Source organism: uncultured Flavonifractor sp., from assembly GCF_944385615.1.
Taxonomy (GTDB): domain Bacteria; phylum Bacillota; class Clostridia; order Oscillospirales; family Oscillospiraceae; genus Flavonifractor.
Genome location: NZ_CALWXV010000001.1, coordinates 1 through 19,557, shown reverse-complemented (window position 1 = coordinate 19,557; position 19,557 = coordinate 1). Strand labels below are relative to the sequence as shown.

The following is a 19,557-nucleotide window of genomic DNA, read 5'->3' as shown; positions in this document are numbered from 1 at the left end:
CCTTGGGTTTGCTGTCTCTCTGACAGAAAACGATCCCCTGACACCGCAAATCACAACGGTATCAGGGGATCGTTCTCTTTTATACGCCGGTGGCGTCTGAGGCAATGGAAGCCCGCTCCTCGGCAATATTCAGGGCATGATCGCCGATACGCTCAAAGTCGGTGAGCATCTCGGAGAAAATGATGCATGCCTCATCGGAACAGGCGCCTTTGCGCATCCGCTTGAGCTGATTGCGGCGGAAGTTCTCGGTCATGTCGTCGATCCGCTGCTCCAGCGCGGCAACCTTGGCCAGCCATTGGGTAGGTTCAATGACCTCCTGCCGGAGCAAGTCCAGCGTCTCCAGACTGACCCGCTCCATCTGCTGGATCTCCTCCCGGGCCTCGGGAGAGAACTGGATCCGCTTGTCGTGCATCATCTGGGTGTACTCGCAGATGTTCATGGCGTGGTCACCGATGCGCTCAATGTTGCCGGTGATTTTAAAATAGGCGCTGACGGCGGTGGAATCCTGCTCGTTGGTCTCATGGACAATGACCTGGGAGATGTACTGGGAGATCTCCTTGTTCAGATAGTCCAGATAATCCTCGGTGGCCTCCGCCCCCTCCATCTTCTTGGGGTCTACATCCAGCACCGCCTGGAAGCTGGTGGCGATGTTTTCCCGCGCCATGCCCAGCATCCGATTGATCTCCTGCCGCAGCTGGGTGATATACATGGCGGAAAAGCCGATGGGGTGCTCCTGCTTGGTGTGGGTGGGGTTGGGCACCAGGTAGGCCAGGTGCATTCCTTCCTCCCCGCTCTCCCGCCGGTCAGGCAGGATGCGCATGGCCAGCTTCACCAGGCTGTTGCCGAAGGGCAGCAGCAAAATGGTGGTGACAATGTTGAACAGGGTGTGCATGTTGGCGATCTGCGCCGCCGGATTGCCCGGCGTCAGGCTCTCCATAAAGCCGGTCAGCGGGGTCAGGATGCAGATGCCGGTAAAGAGGACCGTACCAAACACGTTGAACATCAGGTGGATCACCGTGGTCCGCTTGGCGTTGCGGCTGGTACCGATGGAGGCCAGCACAGCGGTGATACAGGTGCCGATGTTCTGGCCGAAGAGAACAAACACCGCGCTGTCCAGACCGATGACGCCGCTGACCGCCAGAGCCTGAAGAATGCCCACCGAGGCAGAGGAAGACTGGATCAAGGCGGTAAAGAGCGTGCCCACCAGAATACCGATCACAGGGTTGGAGAAGGTGCTTACCGCATCCACAAAGGCGGGCCACTCCCGCAGGGGCTCCATGGAGGAGCTCATCATGTCCATGCCGATGAAGAGCACACCCAGGCCGGCCAGAATGTTGCCGTAGTGATGGATCTGGGGCTTTTTCAGGAACACTACCATAGCCACGCCTGCAAAGGCGAACAGCGGGGCCAGCTCGCCTACGTCCAGCGCAATCAACTGTCCGGTGATGGTGGTACCCACATTGGCGCCCATGATGATCCACACCGCTTGCCGCAGGGTCATCATACCGGAGTTGACGAATCCCACCACCATGACGGTGGTGGCGGAGGAGGATTGGATCACCGCAGTGATCACCGCGCCCACCAGGACGCCCAGGAAACGGTTTGAAGTCAGTCGCTCCAGGATACGCTTCATACGGTTGCCGGCTGCGGCCTCCAGGCCGGAGCTCATCATCTGCATACCGTAGAGGAACAGGGCCAGGCCGCCCAGCAGCCCCAGAAGGATACTTATCTCTTCCACGTCTCTTCCCTCATCTTTACAAATTTTTTCCTGGTTCTTTACAATATCCTGTTTAAGTATATCGGATGTAAAGTGTGCCGTCAATGGAATTTTGTACGAAGTTTCGACGAGTTTTGTCACCGCTTCCGGCAGGCTTCCCAGCCTTCTTTTTCCCGATTTCAGCCGCCCTTCGGTTGCCTTTTTGCCCGCTTTCGGCTATACTACCCTTACCGGCGCCATCCCATTCCCGCAAAAAATGTCGAAACTGCATAAAAGGAGAAACGCTCATGGAACAGCAACCGGCCAGAAACGCCCGCGGACCCAAAAGCAGGGCTGGAAAACTGGCGACCTGCCTGCTCGTCACCACCATCATAGGTCTGATCTATTTCTATGTGGCCCTTCCCCCCCTGAACCTTCAGTCCGGTGATTTTTACGTCTTCATCGCCATCCTGTGCGCGGTCTATGTGCTCTGCGCCCTGGTCACCTCCGGCATGGATGTGATGCAGAACGGCGTCAGTCCCAGGGACTATATACGCTTCATCAAATCCCGCTGCCTGCCGGTGGGGATTCTCTTCCTGGCGCTCATAATAGTCGCCGTTGTGGGCGGCCTCATTTCCTTGCCCATCTTTCGGGCGGGGGCCTACCGGGATCTGCTCACTGTGGAGGACGGCAAGTTCACCCAGGACATCAGCCAGATCTCCTTTGACAAGATCCCGACCCTGGACGAGGCCAGCGCCGAGTATCTGGGCGACCGGCAGATGGGTACCCTCAGCGACATGGTAAGTCAATTTGAATACTCCTTTGACTCCACCCAGATCAATTACCAAGGCCGGCCTGTCCGGGTGGCCCCCATCGCCTACGCCGACCTCATCAAATGGTTTACCAACCGGGGAGAGGGTCTGCCCGCCTATGTGATTGTGGACATGGTCACCCAGGAGGCCACTGTGGTCCGGCTGGAGCAGGGTATGAAGTACTCCTTCTCCGAGCCTCTCAACCGCAATATTGAGCGCCACCTGCGCTTCCACTACCCCACCTATATCTTCGGCACCCCCCAGTTTGAAATCAACGAGGAGGGCCACCCCTACTGGATCGCACCCCGGATCGTCAAAACCATCGGTCTGTTCGGGGGCGCGGATATCCAGGGCGCGGTGCTGGTGGATGCCATCACCGGTGAATGTGTCTACTATGAGCTGGCCGATATCCCCACCTGGGTGGACAATGTGTTTACCCCGGATCTCATTATGGAGCAGTACGACTATCACGGCACCCTGGTCAACGGCTTTATCAACTCCGTCTTTGGCCAGCGGGATGTGACCATCACCACCGACGGTTCCAACTATATTGCCCTCAACGACGACGTGTATATGTATACCGGCGTCACCTCCGCCAACGCCGACCAGTCCAACCTGGGTTTCCTGCTCTCCAACCAGCGTACCAAGGAGACCAAGTTCTACTCCGCCCCCGGCGCCACCGAAGCCGCCGCCAAGGTATCCGCCCAGGGCGAGGTCCAGGACCTGGGCTATATCGCCACCTTCCCCCTGCTGCTCAACATTGACGGTCAGCCCACCTATTTTATTCCCCTGAAGGACCAGGGCAATCTGGTCAAAATGTACGCCATGGTCAACGTGGCCCAGTATCAGCTGGTGGCCACCGGCACCACCGTTTCCCAGTGTGAGCAGGAGTATATCCGCCTGCTGCGGGAAGGCGGCATCACCACTGAGGAAGAACTGCCCCGTAACGAAGTCTCCGGCGTCATCAGCGACATCCGCTCTGCTGTCATGGATGGCAACTCCTACTACTTTATCCAGCTGGAGGGAGACCCCACCTATTACTCCATCTCCGCCGCTCAGAATCCCCTGGCTGTCATTCTGAACGTGGGGGACCAGGTGACCATCCAACACACCCCCGCTGTGGAAGGGGAAACCAGCTCTATTCTGGACGGCAGCTCCATCACCCTGGACGGCGCCGCCCAACCGGCTCCCTCTCCCACAGTCACTCCCTCTCCACATGAGGAAGAAACCACGGTGGAATCACCTGCCCCAGCGGAATAAGTTTTCCACATGCAAAGGAGCGCGCCGCATCTGCGGCGCGCTCCTTTTTCAGCTCAGTTTCTCCTGCCATCGCTTCAGCAGCGCCAGAGCTTCCGGTGACAGCAGCAACAGGGTACACAGGTTGGGCAGGGCCATCAAACCGTTGAAAATATCCGCCAATTGCCACACCGATGTAACATCCGCCACGCTGCCCCACACCAAGGCCCACAAAAAAATCAGCCGGTAGAGCCACCGCCAGCGGTTGGAGCCGCTCAGGTATTCCAGCCCCCGCTCGCCATAATAGCAGCACCCCAGCAGCGAGGTAAACGCGAACAGCAGCAGGCACACCGACACAAAGATTTCCCCAAAGGGGCCGAATACGGTGGAAAACCCGGCAGCCGACAGAGGAGCGCCCAACATGTCGGGCTCCACCTGCCCATTGCGGATGGCGGCCAGCGCGGTTTCCGGGTGGTACACCCCAGTGGTAAGGATGACCAGTGCGGTTATGGAGCACACTACGATAGTGGCCACAAACACCTCGAAAATCCCCCACATTCCCTGCTCAGCCGGGTCTTTGGTATCGGCGGCGGCGTGGGCGATGGAGGAAGACCCCATGCCCGCCTCGTTGGTGAATACCCCCCTGGCCACACCATAGCGCAGGGCGGCCGCCATGCCGTAGCCCATACCGCCGCCTAGGGCCGCTTTGGGCGTCAGGGCTCCCGTTACGATCTGATGCAGCGCCCCGGGCAGGGCCTGGGCGTGACAGGCCAACACCACCAGTCCGCCCCCCACAAAAAGCAGGGCCATGCAGGGCACCAGCGTCTCGCTGACCCTGCCGATGCGGCCAATGCCTCCAACAATGACCATGCCGGTGAGCAGGGCTACCACGACCCCCACCACCAGCTGATCCCAGCCAAAGGCGGCCTTCAGGGCGGCGGCGATGGAGTTGGACTGTACCATATTGCCGCCGCCCAGGGAGGCGGCTACACAGCACAGGGAAAAAAGAGTGGCCAGGGTACGGTTCCCCAGCCCCTTTTCCATGTAGCACATGGGTCCCCCCTGCCAGCGGCCCTTCTCATCCCTCTCCCGGTAGCGCACCGCCAAGGTCTTTTCCACATATCCGGTCATCATGCCCAGAAAGGCGGAGACCCACATCCAGAACACCGCCCCCGGTCCGCCGTAAAAGATGGCGGTAGCCACCCCCGCGATGGACCCGGTGCCGATGGTGGCAGCCAGGGCGGTGGACATGGCCTGGAGCCGGGTCAACCCTTGCCCCGTTCCTCTGCCCCGGCTCTCCCGCAAGGCTCCTACCGTGGCTTTCAGCCACAGGTTACAGTGGAATAGCTGAAAAAAGCCGGTCCGTACCGACAGATAAAGTCCTGTGACAAGAAAAAGCCCCAGCAGCCATGGATTCCAGATCAGATCGGCCAGCCGTTCCAATCCCGTCATAGCCCCACCCCCTTGTCCCAGAGGTATGCGGCAGGGGGGCGGGTCATGCCTGTATCTTATCCCTAAGCCGGGAAATCAGAGCAGCTGTATCCCCATCAAGGGCACCAGGTCCACCGCCTGGCCGGGGTTGATCCGCAGCCCCCGCAGCTCCTGCAAGCTCTCGGACACAGTAATGCCTTGGATCTGGCAATCAGACAGATCCACCCCCTTCAGCGGTGTGCGAAAAAAGTCCACGCCCAGAAAGCTGGTGCTGTGTGCTTCCAGTCCAGCCACCCGTGCCTCCGCCAGGGCGGCCTCTTGCAAATCACAGCCGGTCAGCGTGCTGCGGCTCCACTGGGATTTGGAAAAATTCCCATACCGAAAGGTACTGTCCGTTACCACGCAGTCCTTCCAGCGGCTGCCGATGAACTTGCCGCCGTCTCCCTTGCAGCCGTTGACCTGGCTTTTGTTCCACACAGTATCCAAAAAGCTGCAATTGGAAAAATCACAGCCCTCAAAAACGCTCTGATAAAAAACCGCTCTGGAAAAATCGCACCGGGTAAAACGGCATTTATGGAACCGGACCCGGATATACTCCAATCGGGACAGGTCCAGCCCGGCCAGCTGTTCCTGCTCCACCACCAGATCCTCCAGGTCCCGCTCCTCCGTCCTGGCTCTGTGCAGCTGTTGCTCCAGCATAGGTACGCCTCCTTACGGCCCGCCGGACGGCAGATTGTTTCCCGGCAGGTCCCCCTATGTTATACTCCTTTTTTCCTGTTTTGGGTAGAGAAAAACGCGTCCGGCCTCCGGGGTGCTCCCCGTCCGCCGGGCGCGAATGCATCGTTACCGCTCCTTTTGCTGCAGCTGGAGCCGGTCGGCAATCATGGCAATAAACTCCGAATTGGTGGGCTTTCCCTTGGCGTTGGAGACTGTGTAGCCAAAATATTTCTGCAGCGTCTCCAGGTCTCCCCGATCCCAGGCCACCTCGATGGCGTGGCGGATAGCCCGCTCCACCCGGGAGGCGGTAGTGCCAAATCGCTTGGCTACCTCCGGATAGAGGATTTTGGTCACGGCGTTAATAACGTCCATGTCCCCCACGGCGATGATAATGGCCTCCCGCAGGTATTGGTAGCCCTTGATGTGGGCAGGTACCCCAATCTCATGGATGATGGCGGTCACTATGTTCTCCAGATTTCTGGCCTTTTCCTCCTCGTCGGCGGATTCCTCCGTCTCCTGCAAGGTAGCCAGCTGGCGGACCCGCTCCGCCACCGCCGTGAGCCGGCATGGCTTTCGCATATAGTAGTCAGCCCCGGCGGCAGCGGCCAGCTCAGCCACACTGCCCCGGGCAAAACTAGAGAGCACCAGCACCTTGGGCCGCTCCTCCCGCTGGGCTACCGTCTGCAAAACCTCCACGCCATCCGCCTGGTTCAGCACCAGGTCCATCACCAGCACATCGGGCGTGGCGCGCTCTGCCAGCTTCAGCGCCTCCTCTCCATCTCCCGTCTCTCCCACCACCTCGATTCCAGCTTCCGATTCCAGTTGTTCCACCAGAATGTGGCGAAACTCCTCACCGGCGTCCGCCACCAGAACCTTGATTTTCCGTTCCAACATTGACACCCTTTCCAGCAGGCTCCTCCTGCTCAGCATTTGCGACTGGCCAAGTCTGATTACCGGTTGGCTATAATTTACCATAATAAGACAGCAAGCGCAAGGGTTTTACTGGTAATTTATGGTTATTTCTCTTCGACTTCGTTCGACTTTTCTCCAGAAATTCCGACGGGGAGCTACATTCTTCTCATCGCTTCCGCTCCGTTCCGCAAAAAGGATGCCGGGAGCGGACCTCCGCTCCCGGCGCATCTAAGCGTTAGGATTCCAGTTTGGCGGTCTCCTCGGCCTGGAGCAGCATATTTTCCGCCAAAATACCATAGCCCTGGGTGGGGTCGTTGACCAGAACATGGGTCACCGCGCCCACCAGCTTTCCATCTTGAAGGATGGGGGAACCACTCATGCCCTGTACGATGCCGCCGGTGGTTTCCAGCAGCCGGGGGTCGGTGACTTTCAGCATCAGATTGCGGGTATCTCCCTCTTTTTCGGGAAAGATACGGGTGATCTCCACCGTGTACTCCTCCACCTGGTCACCGGCCACGTTGGAGCGGATGACGGCTGGACCCACCTGGACCTGGCTGCGCTCAGCCACCGGTACCGGCTCCAGCCCCTGGGTCAGGCGCTCATCACTCAGCTGACCAAACACGCCGCTGGTGGTGTTTGACCACAGCGCCCCCAGGTCCGTGTCTGCCTGGAAGGCCCCGTGAAGCTCGCCGGGGGTGCCTTTTGCCCCCTTCTGCACATCCACTACCTCAGAGTACAGAATCGAGCCCTCCTGCATGGGCATGAGCCGGGCGGTATCCACATCATTGATCCCATGACCCAAAGCGCCGAACAGACCGGTTTCCGGGTCGCAAAAGGTCAGGGTACCAATGCCCGCCATGGAGTCCCGAATCCAGGCGCCCAGCTTATACTGCCCGTCTGCACTGCACTGGGCCGCCTGAGCGGTGAACTGGACTTCTTTGTCATCCCGCACCGCCCGGATGCTCATGGCCTCACCGCCCACCTCCTGAAGCACAGACTGGACCTCTTCAATGCTGTCCACTTCCTCCCGGTTGATATGGGTAATGATATCGCCCTCCTGCAGGCCACAGTCCCTGGCTGGCGTCTGCCGTCCCTGGGCGGTGGTGACCTCACCAAAGCCCACCACCATCACGCCGTCGGAAAACAGCTTGATGCCCACGGTACGCCCCATGGGGATCAGTTCCCGCTGCTCCTCCGCCGCCCTGGCCGGTTGGGCCCAGGCCAGGCAGCTCAACAGCACCACCGCCGCCAGGGCCGCTCCCACCCAGGGCTTGATCTTTGGTTCTTCCTTTGGCATTTCGTTTTGCACACTCCTTTCCCACAACGCCGGCGCCTTTCGCGCCTGTGTTTAATATGGACGGCGGCGACGGGAAAAACGCTGGCAATGAAATTCTCCTTTGGTTTGGGCAACCCCCCCAATCCCCACGCCAGCCGCGATTCCCCTTTCCGCCCGGCCGTTTTCTCCCGCCGTTTCCTGGTTTTCACCTCCGCTCCGGCGGTGGTATTTTTTTCTATATTCTGCATATCTTACAGAATAGAACCGGAAAAGGGGGGTCCGCCATGCCGCATCTGAACAAGCGGGAACTGATTCTCTTTGCCGCCGCCACTGTGGGCGGCGCCTGTCTGCACTTTCTCTATACCCTGCTGCCCTGTGTGGCCACCGCTCTGGTGGCGCCGGTCAGCGAAAGCTTGTGGGAGCACGTCAAATTGATCTACTGGCCCTGTCTCATCACCGGCGTGCTGCTCAGCCGGAATGACCCCACGCTGCTGGGCCAGCGTGCCTTTGCCCTGCTGGCCGCCGTTGCCGGTATGCTGGCGGTGGGTTATCTTTACCACATCCCCCTTCAGGGTGACAGCCTTTGGTTTGATATCGTGCTCTATGTGCTGATGATGGCCCTGTTCTTCCTGCTGCCTCACAAATTGCCCCAGCCCTTTTGGCAGCGCCACCGGGATCTGCTGGTGCTTTTGGTGCTGATTCTGGGTGGGGTCACGCTGCTGTTTACCTTCCTGCCCCCCAATGGGCTGCTCTTTGCTGATCTGTCCGGAACCCCCACCTGGGTGACGCTCCCCTGTTAATGTCTTCTTTTTATTTCCTTTTTTTACAAATTATTTATATTTTCCGTGACTTTACACAAACAACACCTTATTTTTTCCACTTTTCTCTGTCACCCTCTTGTATTTCTGTTTCCGTTTTGTTACCATTAAGCATATCCCATGTGCACGTTTGCACACCTGGAGAAAGGCAGAAGGAAAGGTGGAATGTGGTATGAAAAAACACACACGCAAAGCCCTGTCTCTGGTCTTGTCCCTGTCGGTGGCAGGCAGCCTCTGTATGCCCGCTATGGCTGCTGACGAGAGCGCCGAGCCCGCGGAGGACGGCATCGTCGTACTCTACACCAACGACGTCCACTGCACCAGTGACGACGGCATGGCCTATGCCGCCATTGCCGGGTACAAGGCCCAGATGGAGGAGGCCTATGGGGCCGACCACGTCACGCTGGTGGACAATGGCGACGCCATTCAGGGCGGTATCCTGGGGTCCATGTCCAACGGCAGCTGGATCGTAGACATCATGAACGCTGTTGGGTATGATCTGGCCATTCCCGGCAACCACGAGTTTGATTTCAAAATGAGCACCTTCTTGGATATCGCCGCCAATCAGGCGGAGTATACCTATCTGAGCTGCAACTTTGTAGACGCCGAAGGCAATCCCGTACTGGAGCCTTACAGCATGGTGACCTACGGCGCTGTGGATGTGGCCTATGTGGGCATCTCCACCCCGGAGACCCTGACCAAATCCGCCCCTGCCTATTTCCAGAATGAGGCCGGCGAGTATATCTACGGCTTCTGTCAGGGGAGCGACGGCCAGGAGCTGTACGACCAGGTCCAGGATACGGTGGACGCCGCCCGTGAGGCGGGGGCCGACTATGTGGTGGCCCTGGCCCACCTGGGTGAGGACGCCCAGAGCTCTCCCTGGATGTCCACTGAGGTCATCGCCAATACCACCGGCATCGACGTGGTGCTGGACGGTCACTCCCATACCGTGGAGCCCTCCAAGACCGTGGCCAATGCCGACGGGGAGGATGTCCTGCTGAGCCAGACCGGCACTAAGGCCGAGTCCATCGGCAAATTGGTCATTGGCTCTGACGGTACCATGACCACCGAGCTGGTGGCTTTGGCTGATGTGGATACCACCACCCAGGCCTATACCGACGCCAAGACCTTTATCGAGGGGATTCAGAGCGAGTATAAGGCCAAGGCCGAAGAGGTTGTGGCCACCTCTTCCGTGGATCTGACCATCAATGACCCCGCTACCGGTGAGCGGGCGGTCCGCTCCGCCGAGACCAACCTGGGCGACCTGTGCGCCGACGCCTACCGGGTCATGCTGGGGGCCGATATCGGTTGGGTCAACGGCGGCGGCGTCCGGGATAATATCGCCGCCGGCGACATCACCTATGGCGATATCATCGCCGTCCATCCCTTTGGCAACCTGGCCTGTCTGGTGGAAGTCACTGGTCAGCAGATCCTGGATGCCCTGGAGCTGGGCTCCATGCAGGTGGGCGTGTCTGAAAACGGCGGTTTCCTCCAGGTCTCCGGCCTGAAGTATACCATTGACCCCTCCATCCCCACCTCTGTGCAGCTGGATGATGCGGGCAACTTTGTATCCGTGACCGGCGCCCGCCGGGTGAGCAACGTGCAGGTGCTGGACAGCGAGACCGGTACCTACGCCCCCATTGACCCCACCGCCACCTATACTCTGGCCTCTCACAACTACATGCTGAAGGACGGCGGCGACGGCTACGCCATGTTCGGCGCCGACAACATCACCATCCTGAAGGATGAGGTCATGGTGGACAACGAAGTCCTCATCAACTACATCAAAGACGAGCTGGGCGGTGTGGTTGGCCAGCAGTACGCCAACCCCAAGGGAGACGGCCGTATCACCATCCTCAGCACCTCCGCTGAGCCCATTACCCGTGGAGAGGCGTATCAGGCTCTGTATGAGCTGGCCGGCAAGCCTGCCGTGGCGGATAAGGCCACCTTTACCGACGTAACCGGCAAGAGCTATGCCGACGCCGCTGCCTGGGCAGAGGACAACGGTCTGAGCAAGGGCAATGACAAGGGGCTCTTTGAGGGCGATCGTGCCATCACCCGGGCCGAGCTGGCCACGGTTCTGGGCCGGTATGCCACCCTCACCGGTGTGACCGCGGAAGAAGGCGGCATGTCCATGCGGGAGGCCTCCGACTACGCTCAGATCCCCAGCTGGGCTCTGGAAGGGATGTCCTTCTGCTATAACAGCAACCTGATGACCACCGATAGCACCGGCGCTCTGCATCCCAACAGCGCCGTTCTGAATACCGAACTCAATCAGATGCTGGCCGCCTTTCAGGCGCTGAGCGCCAGCGCCGCCTGAGGCTGGTTGTTCTAAAAACAGAGAACGTGGAGGGCGTACTGGGTACGCCCTCCACGTTCTTTTTCTGACCTTGTTTTCAGCCCTGGGCCGTCTGCTTCAACGCCTGCGCCAGCTGATCCGGGCAGGAGGTGGCCTTAAAGCCGCAGCGGATCCCTTCTAGGCGGCGGATGGCCTCCTCCACCTTCATGCCCTCTACCAGACGGGAGATGCCCTGGAGGTTGCCGTTGCACCCGCCCTGAACCTGTAGGGAACGGATCACACCGTCCTCCACGTCCACCAGCATCCGCTGGGAACAGACTCCTCTGGGACGATAATCGATGGTCATATCGCTTCTCTCCTTTTGTTTTCCAATGAACGGGGCAAATCATACCATACTTTCGACAGGATTGCAATTCTTTATACCATTGTGGTATAATAATGTCTGCTGAATGAATCGCGGGGCGGTCGATTCACGTCGCCCATCTTTCCCAAAAGGAGGTGCGCTCATTGGCCCCCAGCACCAAGCTCGCATTGTCCAACTCGCTTAAACGCCTGCTCCAAAAGAAATTTCTGGACGATATCACCGTCAAGGAGATTGTGGAGGACTGCGAGGTCAACCGGCAGACCTTCTACTATCATTTTCAGGATATCTATGATCTGCTCCACTGGTTTTTGGAGCATGAGACCACCGAAGCCTTTCAGGGCGCCGCCTCCTGGCAGGAGGCTTTGATGGCCGCCTTCCGGTACATACAGAACAATCACGCGCTGGTCTACCACATCTACCGCTCCAGTGGCCGGGAGCACCTGGACTGTCAGCTGTTCACCTTATCCCGCACCCTGGTGGTCAAGCTGCTGGAGAACGCCGCCAGCCGTCTGGACCTGTCGGAGCAGGACCAGGAATTTCTGGTGGACTTCTACATGTACGCTCTGGCCGGCACGATGCTGGGCTGGCTGGCGGAGGATATGAAAGAAGAGCCTGACCAGCTGGCCGCCCGCATCTGCTTTCTGCTGGAGGGCGAATTTCAGCGGGTGGCGGAGCGTTTTTCCACCTTTTCTCATACCGACATGGAAACTTCCCGGTAAACAGCTGTCCGCTGGTCATACCGGGAAGTTTTGTTGTCATATTTTTCGTCCAAATCCTCCCGATTTCTATCCAGGTTGACCATTGACTTTTTCGCCCGCCCCTCCTACTATGTATGGTGCTTTATTTTATCCTTTTGGAGAGGGGAGTGGATCGTATGGATTACCATTTTTTGTTTGAAATTGCGGTGATCCTGCTCAGCACCAAGGTCCTCGGTATCGTCACCAAGCGGTTTGCCCTGCCTCAGGTGGTAGGCGCGCTGCTGGCCGGCCTGCTGCTGGGTCCCGCCATGCTGGGTGTGCTGCAGGAGACCGCCCTGATGGATCAACTGGCCGAGTTGGGCGTTATCGTGCTCATGTTCAACGCCGGTCTGGAGACCGACCTGGGCGAGCTGAAAAAGGGCGGCGCGTCCGCCTTTGTGATCGCCCTCATCGGCGTACTGGTTCCTCTGGCCGGCGGCTTCGTTCTGGCCTGTTTCTTCAACCAGGGGTCTGAGGCTCTGCTGCAAAACGTATTTATCGGCGTCATTCTTACCGCCACCTCAGTGAGCATTACAGTGGAAACGCTGAAAGAGATCGGCAAACTGTCCACCCGCTCGGGCAACGCCATTCTGGGCGCCGCCATCATTGACGACGTACTGGGCATTGTGGCCCTCACCATCATCACCAGTCTGTCCGGCACTGGCGCCAATGTACTGATGATCCTGCTCAAGATCGTCGCCTTTTTTGCCATCAGTGTGGTGGTATGGATGCTGCTCCACCGGCTGGCGGAGTGGTGGTTCAAGCGATATGACCGGGACAAGCGCCGCTTTGTGGTCATTTCCTTTGCCTTCTGCCTGCTGTACGCCTACTTTGCGGAGGAATTTTTCGGTGTGGCGGATATCACGGGAGCCTACATCGCGGGCCTGATCTTCGCCAAGACCCCCCGTGTCACCTACCTCCAGGACCGGTTTGAGACCCTGTCCTATACGCTGCTCTCCCCCATCTTCTTTGCCAGCTTGGGCCTGAAGGTGGTACTGCCTGAGATGAGCGCCTCCATTCTTCTCTTTTCGGTGCTGCTCATTCTGTGGGCCGTGCTCTCCAAGATCGTGGGATGCGGCCTGGGCGCGAAATTGTGCCATTACTCCGGGCAGGACTCCCTCCGGATCGGCGTAGGCATGATCTCCCGTGGTGAGGTAGCCCTGATTGTGGCCAATAACGGCATTGCCGCCGGGCTGATGAAAAACGAATTCTTTGGTCCTGTGGTGCTGATGGTTATCGCCACCACCATCCTGACCCCCATCCTGCTGAAGTTGGTCTATCGCGGCAAGGAGAAAGACTACAGCGACTTGCAGGAAAGCGAGCTGGTCAATCGTTACGAGGACGCTGCCGCCTTCGACCTGGCCGCTCAAGCTTTGCTGGAGGACCACGAGCGTCTGCGCGATAACGCTGAGGCACAGAAAAAATAAGAAGCTTTGCCAACATAAAACGGCCGGCGTCCCAGTAGAAATCCACTGGGACGCCGGCCATTTCCCTTTTTACACCGCTTGCTTGCGCAATCTGAGCAGCCTACAAACCAAAGCGGTCATAGGTCAGTGGACGCACCGCTTTCCGCTGCGCTGTCCCCGTCCCAGACAAAGCTGTCCACGATCTCCTGCGCGGCTTCATATACCTCGTCCTGGCCGCTGTTGTTGGTGGCGTGGACACGGCAATACTGATAATCCCCTACAATATAGTACTGCCGGATATCCAGACCCATCTCAGCCGCCTGAATGGTAAAGGTATAAACCACATATCCCTGGGCTGTGTTTGACCCGCTGCCCGTCAGCTCCGCACCCACACCGCTGGACTGTGCGGCAAGCTGCCGCAGGATGGCGCTCCGAAAGTCCTCGTGCTCCTGGGCGCTGTAGGGACAGCTGCCCACATCCACCGAGATGTTGTCGGGATATTCCGCTGCCTCCTGGCCTTCCGGCACATAAAGCAGCATGGTGTCGGTAGAATACGCCTCATCCTTCACCCAGCCCTCAGGTACGGTAAAGTCGCCGGGCAGGGCAGTCTCCACTCCCCCGGACGGAGCGGTGCCTGCAGGCGTCTTTCCAGTGGGCTCCACAGAGATCACCAAATGGAAATTCTCTGTATAGGAGACCTGATAGCAGGGCGTATTTTCCTGGTTCCACTGAATGCTCTGATTGTTGTCATAGAGATCACCGGAGCCCGGTGTAAACATTCCCTCAGTCATCAGCAGGGATACCTTGGTCCGGGCCTCATCATTGATGTACCCAGTATACTCCTCCACAGGGGTGGGCTGCCCCTCGGTATAAGGTCCGGGAAGTCCGCTTCTATCTCCTCGGGTCCACAGCTGCACCTCCGCCGTCTCCAACTGCCCTATTCCGATCTGGGCCAGATCCGCCTGGGCCTGAAGAAGCCGTTCCGGCACACGTTCACTGAGCAGCATAGCCCCGCCCAGCAGCCCGGCTCCCGCCAGAGAAACCACCATCAGGATGATGGCCATAAACGTCCGTGTTCCCTTCCAGACCGACAGCAGCACGCCTACCGCCACAAGCAGCACGCCGGTGATTACAGCGCCGATGAGGGCCATGTACCAGAAACAGTATCCCGACAGCAGCAGCTCCGGCGTCCGCTTGCCCCCCACCAGCAAATTAAGGAGGGCTGGGCTGATGGCTCCCAGAAGCAGCAGCAGGGACAGGATCAGCCCAAAAAAGGGGGCAAGTGTGGCGACCACTTTTCCCCAGGTTGGCTTGGCGCGCTCCACGGCCTGCGGTTCTTCCTGCTGAGGGATGGACCCGTCTGCCAAAAACCGCTGATACTCCTTGTGCAGATGGAAGGTAGCCTTGATCCCATACACACCCACCAGGATCAGCCACCAGCCGCCCAGTCTTCCTGTGCTCAGCAGATAGACCAGGGTATTGATGCAGCCATAAATCAGAAGCAGGATGGAACACACCCTGCTTTTCCCCAGCTGAACACCAAGGCCCAGACCCACCACCAGCATGACATCCAAAATCACACCATAGTTTTGCTGCAGCAGGCCCATAACCAGAGATATCGCAGCGCAAAGATAGGCGATGATCCCCGCGGCGTTGATATTGGCCCGGTCCTGTTTACTGGCATACTGTGCGCAAAATCTTCGCTTCGACATTCGCTCCATAATCCTTCTCCTCTCTTTCTAATCCGGTAAATTTCTTTCCTCGTACCTTTCGCGCATCGCATCTATTATAGCAAATCATCCCCCCGTTTTCCACTGTATTTGTAAAATCCGTTTCTTCCTACCCCAGCCCACCGTAAAAGCCGCCAGACAGACCAGGATATAGCCCCCCTTTGTGTGGTTTATCATGCCATTACCCTCTACGCCGTGTCCGGTCCCCTTCTTCCTTATCGTACTATCATAATTATGTAAGCAGCTTCCTGTTTAGGGACAGGATCTTTTAAACTTTTTGAGGGGCCGCTGTTATTGAGCGGTTGCATTGAGTTGCCCAAAATTTTTCTGTAAGTTTTCCAAGAAAAGTTCCCCAGCCTTTGAAAAAACCTGATATTTTTTCCATACTAAATACATCCCCAATTCCAAACGGGGCTTCAATGGCCGGAAGCAGATGGGCCGCCCCGCTGTATTGACCAGCTTGTCCAGCGTGAAGGCATAGCCCATTCCTTCCTCTACCATCAAAGAGGCGTTATAGATCAGGTTGTAGGTTGCGGCGGTATTCAGGTCAGCGGGCTCCTTTTGCAGCCAGCGGTACAGGCCGCTTTTGTTTCCCACCTGCCTGGACAGAATCAGCGGCTTATCCCACAGATCCTGCGGCGTAACATGGTCCTTTTGGGCCAAAGGGCTGCCGCACTGCATCAAAACACCCCAAACGTCTTTTAAGGGCAGTTCTATATAATTGTATTTTGTTTTATCAATATCCCCCAACAGGATCCCAAAATCCAGCAGGCCTTGGTCCAAACGCTCACAGACGTCCATGGCATCGCCGCTGACGATATGAAACTGGATCCCTGGGTGGTCTTTTTGCAGCTGGGTGGCGGTTCTGGCAATTTGCCGTACCCCTTCAGTCTCTCCTGTCCCGATATAGAGATCCCCACCGATGGTATCGCCTGATTGCGTGATCTCTTTCTCAGTGCGCCCTACCAGCGCCAGGATTTCTTCCGCTCTTTTCCGTAACAACCTTCCCTCCTCTGTCAGCGTGATTTTTCGGTTGCCTCGAATCATCAACTGCTTTCCCAGCTCCTCTTCCAGCTCTTTGAGTTGTCTGGAAAGCGTCGGCTGTGTAAGGTGCAGGAACTGGGCCGCTGCGGAGACGCTTTGTTCTCTTGCCACAGTAAGAAAATACCGTAAAACTCTCAATTCCATAAAAACTCACTCCCAGTACCAGTATATGATATACTCCCATGCCTTACAAGCATGGGAATATATTTTTTATAAGTATTTGCTATTACATATACAGAGTGATACAATCATTACAGACAATATCATCTTATCAATCAGGAGTTATTTATGGATTTACAAGGGTTTTTAGAACATTTGAACAGTGGAAAGCCAGTAAAAGGCGGCAGTGAAGTCCATCTCTTTATGCACCATGTCAGCCAGGAGGCGTTACGTATTACCTCGGAGATCAATGGCCGGTACCATACCCCCGATGAGCTGCGGGCTCTGTTTTCTCAGCTGATTGGAACGCCTGTGGATGAGACTTTTGGGCTGTTCCCGCCGTTCTATACCGATTGCGGAAAAAATATCCACATTGGAACCCATGTATTTATCAACATGGGATGCAAATTCCAGGACCAGGGTGGTATTTTTATCGCCGACGGCGCTCTCATCGGACATAATGTGGTTTTGGCGACGCTAAACCACGCCATGTCGCCGGATGATCGGGGCACCATGATTCCCAAGCCCATCCATATAGAGAGAAATGTCTGGATCGGGTCCAACGCAACTGTTCTCCCCGGTGTGACCATTGGGGACGGTGCAATCATTGCCGCCGGGGCAGTGGTGACAAAAGATGTACCGGAAAACACCATAGTTGGCGGTGTGCCCGCAAAAATCATACGCTCTATTGATGAGGAGGAAACACAATGAGTAAGCATGTTTTGGTGATCTCCACCAGCCCCCGGAAGGGCGGCAACTCAGACCAGCTGGCGGATGCGTTGATCCGCGGCGCTCAGGATGCCGGGCACAAGGTAGAGAAAATTGCGTTGTACGATAAGACCATAGGCTTCTGCAAAGGGTGCCTCGCCTGTCAGAACACCCAGCGATGTGTCATCCGCGATGACGCGGACGCCATTGCTCAAAAAATGCTGATGGCCGACGCCATCGTCTTTGCCACCCCCGTCTATTACTACGGCATGTGCGGTCAGATGAAAACCATGCTGGACCGCGCCAATCCCCTATACGCTTCTGATTATCAATTTCGGGACATTTATCTGTTGGCTACTGCCGCCGAGGATGAGGAAACCACGGTGGAAGGCGTCATCCATGGCTTACAGGGCTGGATTACCTGCTTTGAAAAGGCGCGTCTTGCCGGGTGTGTTTTCGCCGGCGGCGTAACCTCCGTTGGAGAAATCAAAGGCCATCCCGCGCTGCAAAAGGCCTATGAGATGGGTAAAACTGTCTAGTTTGGGAACAGGCTCTATGACAAAAATACTCTATATATTTCTTACTGTCCTCGGACTTTTTCCCTGTTTGGTTGGTCGGATGCCAACAGGCGCTGAAACATTCCGCCCCCAAATCGCTGCTTCAGATCAAGAGGCTGTGGAAGCACAGCCGTCCACAGAGATAAAACCAGGTCAGGAGGCGTCCACTTTGAAGATCACTGTAGGGGCGTATGAATGGTCAGCCACCTTTGAAAACAACAGCTCCGCCGAGGAATTTCAGAAACTGCTCTCCCAGGGACCGCTGACCATTGAAATGGATGACTACGGCGGCTTCGAGAAGGTGGGCCCCTTGGGTACCACACTGTCCCGCAATGATACGCGGATCATCACAGAGCCCGGTGACGTAATTCTCTACCAGGGCAATCAAATCACCATCTATTATGGCACCAACTCCTGGAACTTTACCAGGCTGGCCAAAATCGACGATCCTTCCAGCTTACAGGAAAAGCTGGGAGATGGAACTGTTTCGGTTACGTTTTCTTTGGAATAGAGTAAGTACTTAATAACCACCCGTCCATAAAATTACGACAGGTCCGAATGGAATCGGACCTGTCGTTGCTATTGGAGCAGTTTTTTCTCAAAATTGCCCCCATATACGAATTGACGGACAGAAAAGTCAGTCGTAAAATAGAAAAGAAAGGGGCCAAACAATGGAAAATCAAAAGAGTAAAAAAGGGACACCGCTGCCTCGATATGACAAGGCATTTAAAGCCGGCGCAGTACGCATGGTAACTGAGCAGGGGCGGGAGCCCAAGGAAGTAGCCCTGGATCTCGGCATTTATATTGACCCCCTGCGCAACTGGCTGAAGGCCACAGCGATGCAGTTGGAGTAGGTCAATCGCTACAACCAGAAACAGTTGCGCATTCGGGAGTTGAAGGCTGAAATCCGCACTTTGCGTAAACAACTGGGCGAAAAAGAAGAGGTCATTGATATCCTACGTCCTGGACATAGACTCCTATGTGGGGCTCATGCATACCCTGTTTACCCTAGAGGATTACGACAAGTGGCGCTATCACTATCCGGAGTTTGATAGGACTCAGAAGATTGCTGGAGTTATATCAAAGGAATTAAGCGATTTACTAGCGGAAACGTTAAACGAGAGCAAAAAATGATTAAAAGGAGTCTATCAATGAAAATTAAAATTGATTTCTTTTCAGAAGATTTGGTAAAAGCTATTGGAGCAGGCATATATAAGGCAAGTGTTATTAAACCAGATGGTGACAATGCACCACTATATATTGGCGAATCTGTTTTTGTATTGGTACGTTGCGCTACTCATTTATTTGAATTAATGAGGAATCCAGGTTATTTTGGATTTACCCAAAAAGATATTGAAAATGATCAAATAATATTAAAATTCGAAATGTTGGAGCAAATAGATGATAGTCAAAATCGTAAGCATCGCGAGAAAGAAATAATAAATGAAACGCTTAATGCGCAACAAATTATCTGCCAAAGTGGGATAAGTGATAGAATGAAAGGTATTGACGATAAAATCAATTCACTCACAGCATTTCTATCCAGCAAATAGAAAGAGAGCTAACTGACGAATCAAATGAACCGGTCCAGTAAAAACGGACAGTGACAAAAGGCCCCCTGATGTAGGAAAATAGACTACATCAGGGGGTCTTGT

18 protein-coding genes and 1 pseudogene are annotated in these 19,557 nt (G+C 56.3%); 11 read left to right on the top strand and 8 right to left on the bottom strand.

What is annotated here, in order from left to right; all coding sequences use genetic code 11:
• Window positions 1-79: 79 nt before the first annotated feature.
• Entirely contained in the window at window positions 80-1,738 is a 1,659-nt protein-coding gene (locus Q0J75_RS00095; RefSeq protein WP_297195746.1) for a Na/Pi cotransporter family protein, read from the bottom strand.
• 266 nt (window positions 1,739-2,004) lie between these two features.
• Between Q0J75_RS00095 and Q0J75_RS00090 the strand changes: the two genes are divergently transcribed.
• Window positions 2,005-3,768 carry a CvpA family protein gene (locus Q0J75_RS00090; RefSeq protein ID WP_297195745.1) on the top strand — a complete coding sequence of 588 codons (1,764 nt, stop codon included), beginning with the start codon at window positions 2,005-2,007 and terminating at the stop codon, window positions 3,766-3,768.
• Between the two features lie 48 nt (window positions 3,769-3,816).
• Here the strand turns inward: Q0J75_RS00090 and Q0J75_RS00085 are convergent, their stop codons facing one another.
• The 4 genes from Q0J75_RS00085 to spoIVB form a co-directional block, all read right to left on the bottom strand.
• Entirely contained in the window at window positions 3,817-5,196 is a 1,380-nt protein-coding gene (locus Q0J75_RS00085; protein ID WP_297195744.1) for an alanine/glycine:cation symporter family protein, read from the bottom strand.
• 75 nt (window positions 5,197-5,271) lie between these two features.
• On the bottom strand, window positions 5,272-5,874 hold the full coding sequence (locus tag Q0J75_RS00080) for a pentapeptide repeat-containing protein (RefSeq protein ID WP_297195743.1): 603 nt from the start codon (window positions 5,872-5,874) through the stop codon (window positions 5,272-5,274).
• 144 nt (window positions 5,875-6,018) lie between these two features.
• Window positions 6,019-6,786, bottom strand: a complete 768-nt coding sequence (gene spo0A, locus Q0J75_RS00075) for a sporulation transcription factor Spo0A (protein WP_297195742.1) — start codon at window positions 6,784-6,786, stop codon at window positions 6,019-6,021.
• 253 nt (window positions 6,787-7,039) lie between these two features.
• Window positions 7,040-8,101, bottom strand: coding sequence for a SpoIVB peptidase (spoIVB, locus tag Q0J75_RS00070; protein ID WP_297195741.1), 1,062 nt, complete (start codon window positions 8,099-8,101; stop codon window positions 7,040-7,042).
• 263 nt (window positions 8,102-8,364) lie between these two features.
• Between spoIVB and Q0J75_RS00065 the strand changes: the two genes are divergently transcribed.
• Window positions 8,365-8,880, top strand: a complete 516-nt coding sequence (locus Q0J75_RS00065) for a DUF6512 family protein (RefSeq protein ID WP_297195740.1) — start codon at window positions 8,365-8,367, stop codon at window positions 8,878-8,880.
• Window positions 8,881-9,070: 190 nt separating this feature from the next.
• Window positions 9,071-11,218 (top strand): 5'-nucleotidase C-terminal domain-containing protein, encoded by a 2,148-nt coding sequence (locus tag Q0J75_RS00060; RefSeq protein ID WP_297195739.1) that lies wholly within the window; start codon window positions 9,071-9,073, stop codon window positions 11,216-11,218.
• A 76-nt stretch (window positions 11,219-11,294) separates the two neighbouring features.
• Here the strand turns inward: Q0J75_RS00060 and Q0J75_RS00055 are convergent, their stop codons facing one another.
• Complete coding sequence (locus tag Q0J75_RS00055) at window positions 11,295-11,543, bottom strand: TIGR03905 family TSCPD domain-containing protein (RefSeq protein WP_297195738.1); 249 nt, start codon at window positions 11,541-11,543, stop codon at window positions 11,295-11,297.
• A gap of 152 nt (window positions 11,544-11,695) precedes the next feature.
• Here Q0J75_RS00055 and Q0J75_RS00050 point away from each other — a divergent pair, with 152 nt between their 5' ends.
• Complete coding sequence (locus tag Q0J75_RS00050; protein ID WP_297195737.1) at window positions 11,696-12,280, top strand: TetR/AcrR family transcriptional regulator; 585 nt, start codon at window positions 11,696-11,698, stop codon at window positions 12,278-12,280.
• Window positions 12,281-12,435: 155 nt separating this feature from the next.
• Window positions 12,436-13,725, top strand: coding sequence for a cation:proton antiporter (locus Q0J75_RS00045; RefSeq protein ID WP_297195736.1), 1,290 nt, complete (start codon window positions 12,436-12,438; stop codon window positions 13,723-13,725).
• Window positions 13,726-13,841: 116 nt separating this feature from the next.
• On the opposite strand, the gene Q0J75_RS00040 is transcribed toward Q0J75_RS00045, so the two are convergent.
• Window positions 13,842-15,425, bottom strand: coding sequence for a hypothetical protein (locus Q0J75_RS00040; RefSeq protein ID WP_297195735.1), 1,584 nt, complete (start codon window positions 15,423-15,425; stop codon window positions 13,842-13,844).
• Window positions 15,426-15,725: 300 nt separating this feature from the next.
• Window positions 15,726-16,622 (bottom strand): LysR family transcriptional regulator, encoded by an 897-nt coding sequence (locus tag Q0J75_RS00035; protein WP_297195734.1) that lies wholly within the window; start codon window positions 16,620-16,622, stop codon window positions 15,726-15,728.
• A gap of 144 nt (window positions 16,623-16,766) precedes the next feature.
• Between Q0J75_RS00035 and Q0J75_RS00030 the strand changes: the two genes are divergently transcribed.
• The 6 genes and pseudogenes from Q0J75_RS00030 to Q0J75_RS00005 all read left to right on the top strand — a co-directional run bounded on the left by Q0J75_RS00030 (window position 16,767) and on the right by Q0J75_RS00005 (window position 19,455).
• Window positions 16,767-17,348 carry a sugar O-acetyltransferase gene (locus tag Q0J75_RS00030; protein ID WP_297195733.1) on the top strand — a complete coding sequence of 194 codons (582 nt, stop codon included), beginning with the start codon at window positions 16,767-16,769 and terminating at the stop codon, window positions 17,346-17,348.
• Window positions 17,345-17,884: a flavodoxin family protein gene (locus Q0J75_RS00025; protein ID WP_297195732.1), complete on the top strand. Its 540-nt coding sequence runs from the start codon at window positions 17,345-17,347 to the stop codon at window positions 17,882-17,884. Before Q0J75_RS00030 ends, Q0J75_RS00025 begins: the two co-directional genes overlap by 4 nt.
• Window positions 17,885-18,071: 187 nt before the next feature.
• Window positions 18,072-18,413, top strand: coding sequence for a cyclophilin-like fold protein (locus Q0J75_RS00020; RefSeq protein WP_297195731.1), 342 nt, complete (start codon window positions 18,072-18,074; stop codon window positions 18,411-18,413).
• A 160-nt stretch (window positions 18,414-18,573) separates the two neighbouring features.
• Window positions 18,574-18,756: a transposase gene (locus Q0J75_RS00015; RefSeq protein ID WP_297195730.1), complete on the top strand. Its 183-nt coding sequence runs from the start codon at window positions 18,574-18,576 to the stop codon at window positions 18,754-18,756.
• A 106-nt stretch (window positions 18,757-18,862) separates the two neighbouring features.
• Window positions 18,863-19,036: pseudogene (locus tag Q0J75_RS00010) on the top strand (transcriptional regulator); the annotation flags it as partial.
• A 17-nt stretch (window positions 19,037-19,053) separates the two neighbouring features.
• Window positions 19,054-19,455, top strand: coding sequence for a hypothetical protein (locus Q0J75_RS00005; protein WP_297195729.1), 402 nt, complete (start codon window positions 19,054-19,056; stop codon window positions 19,453-19,455).
• Window positions 19,456-19,557 lie beyond the last annotated feature (102 nt).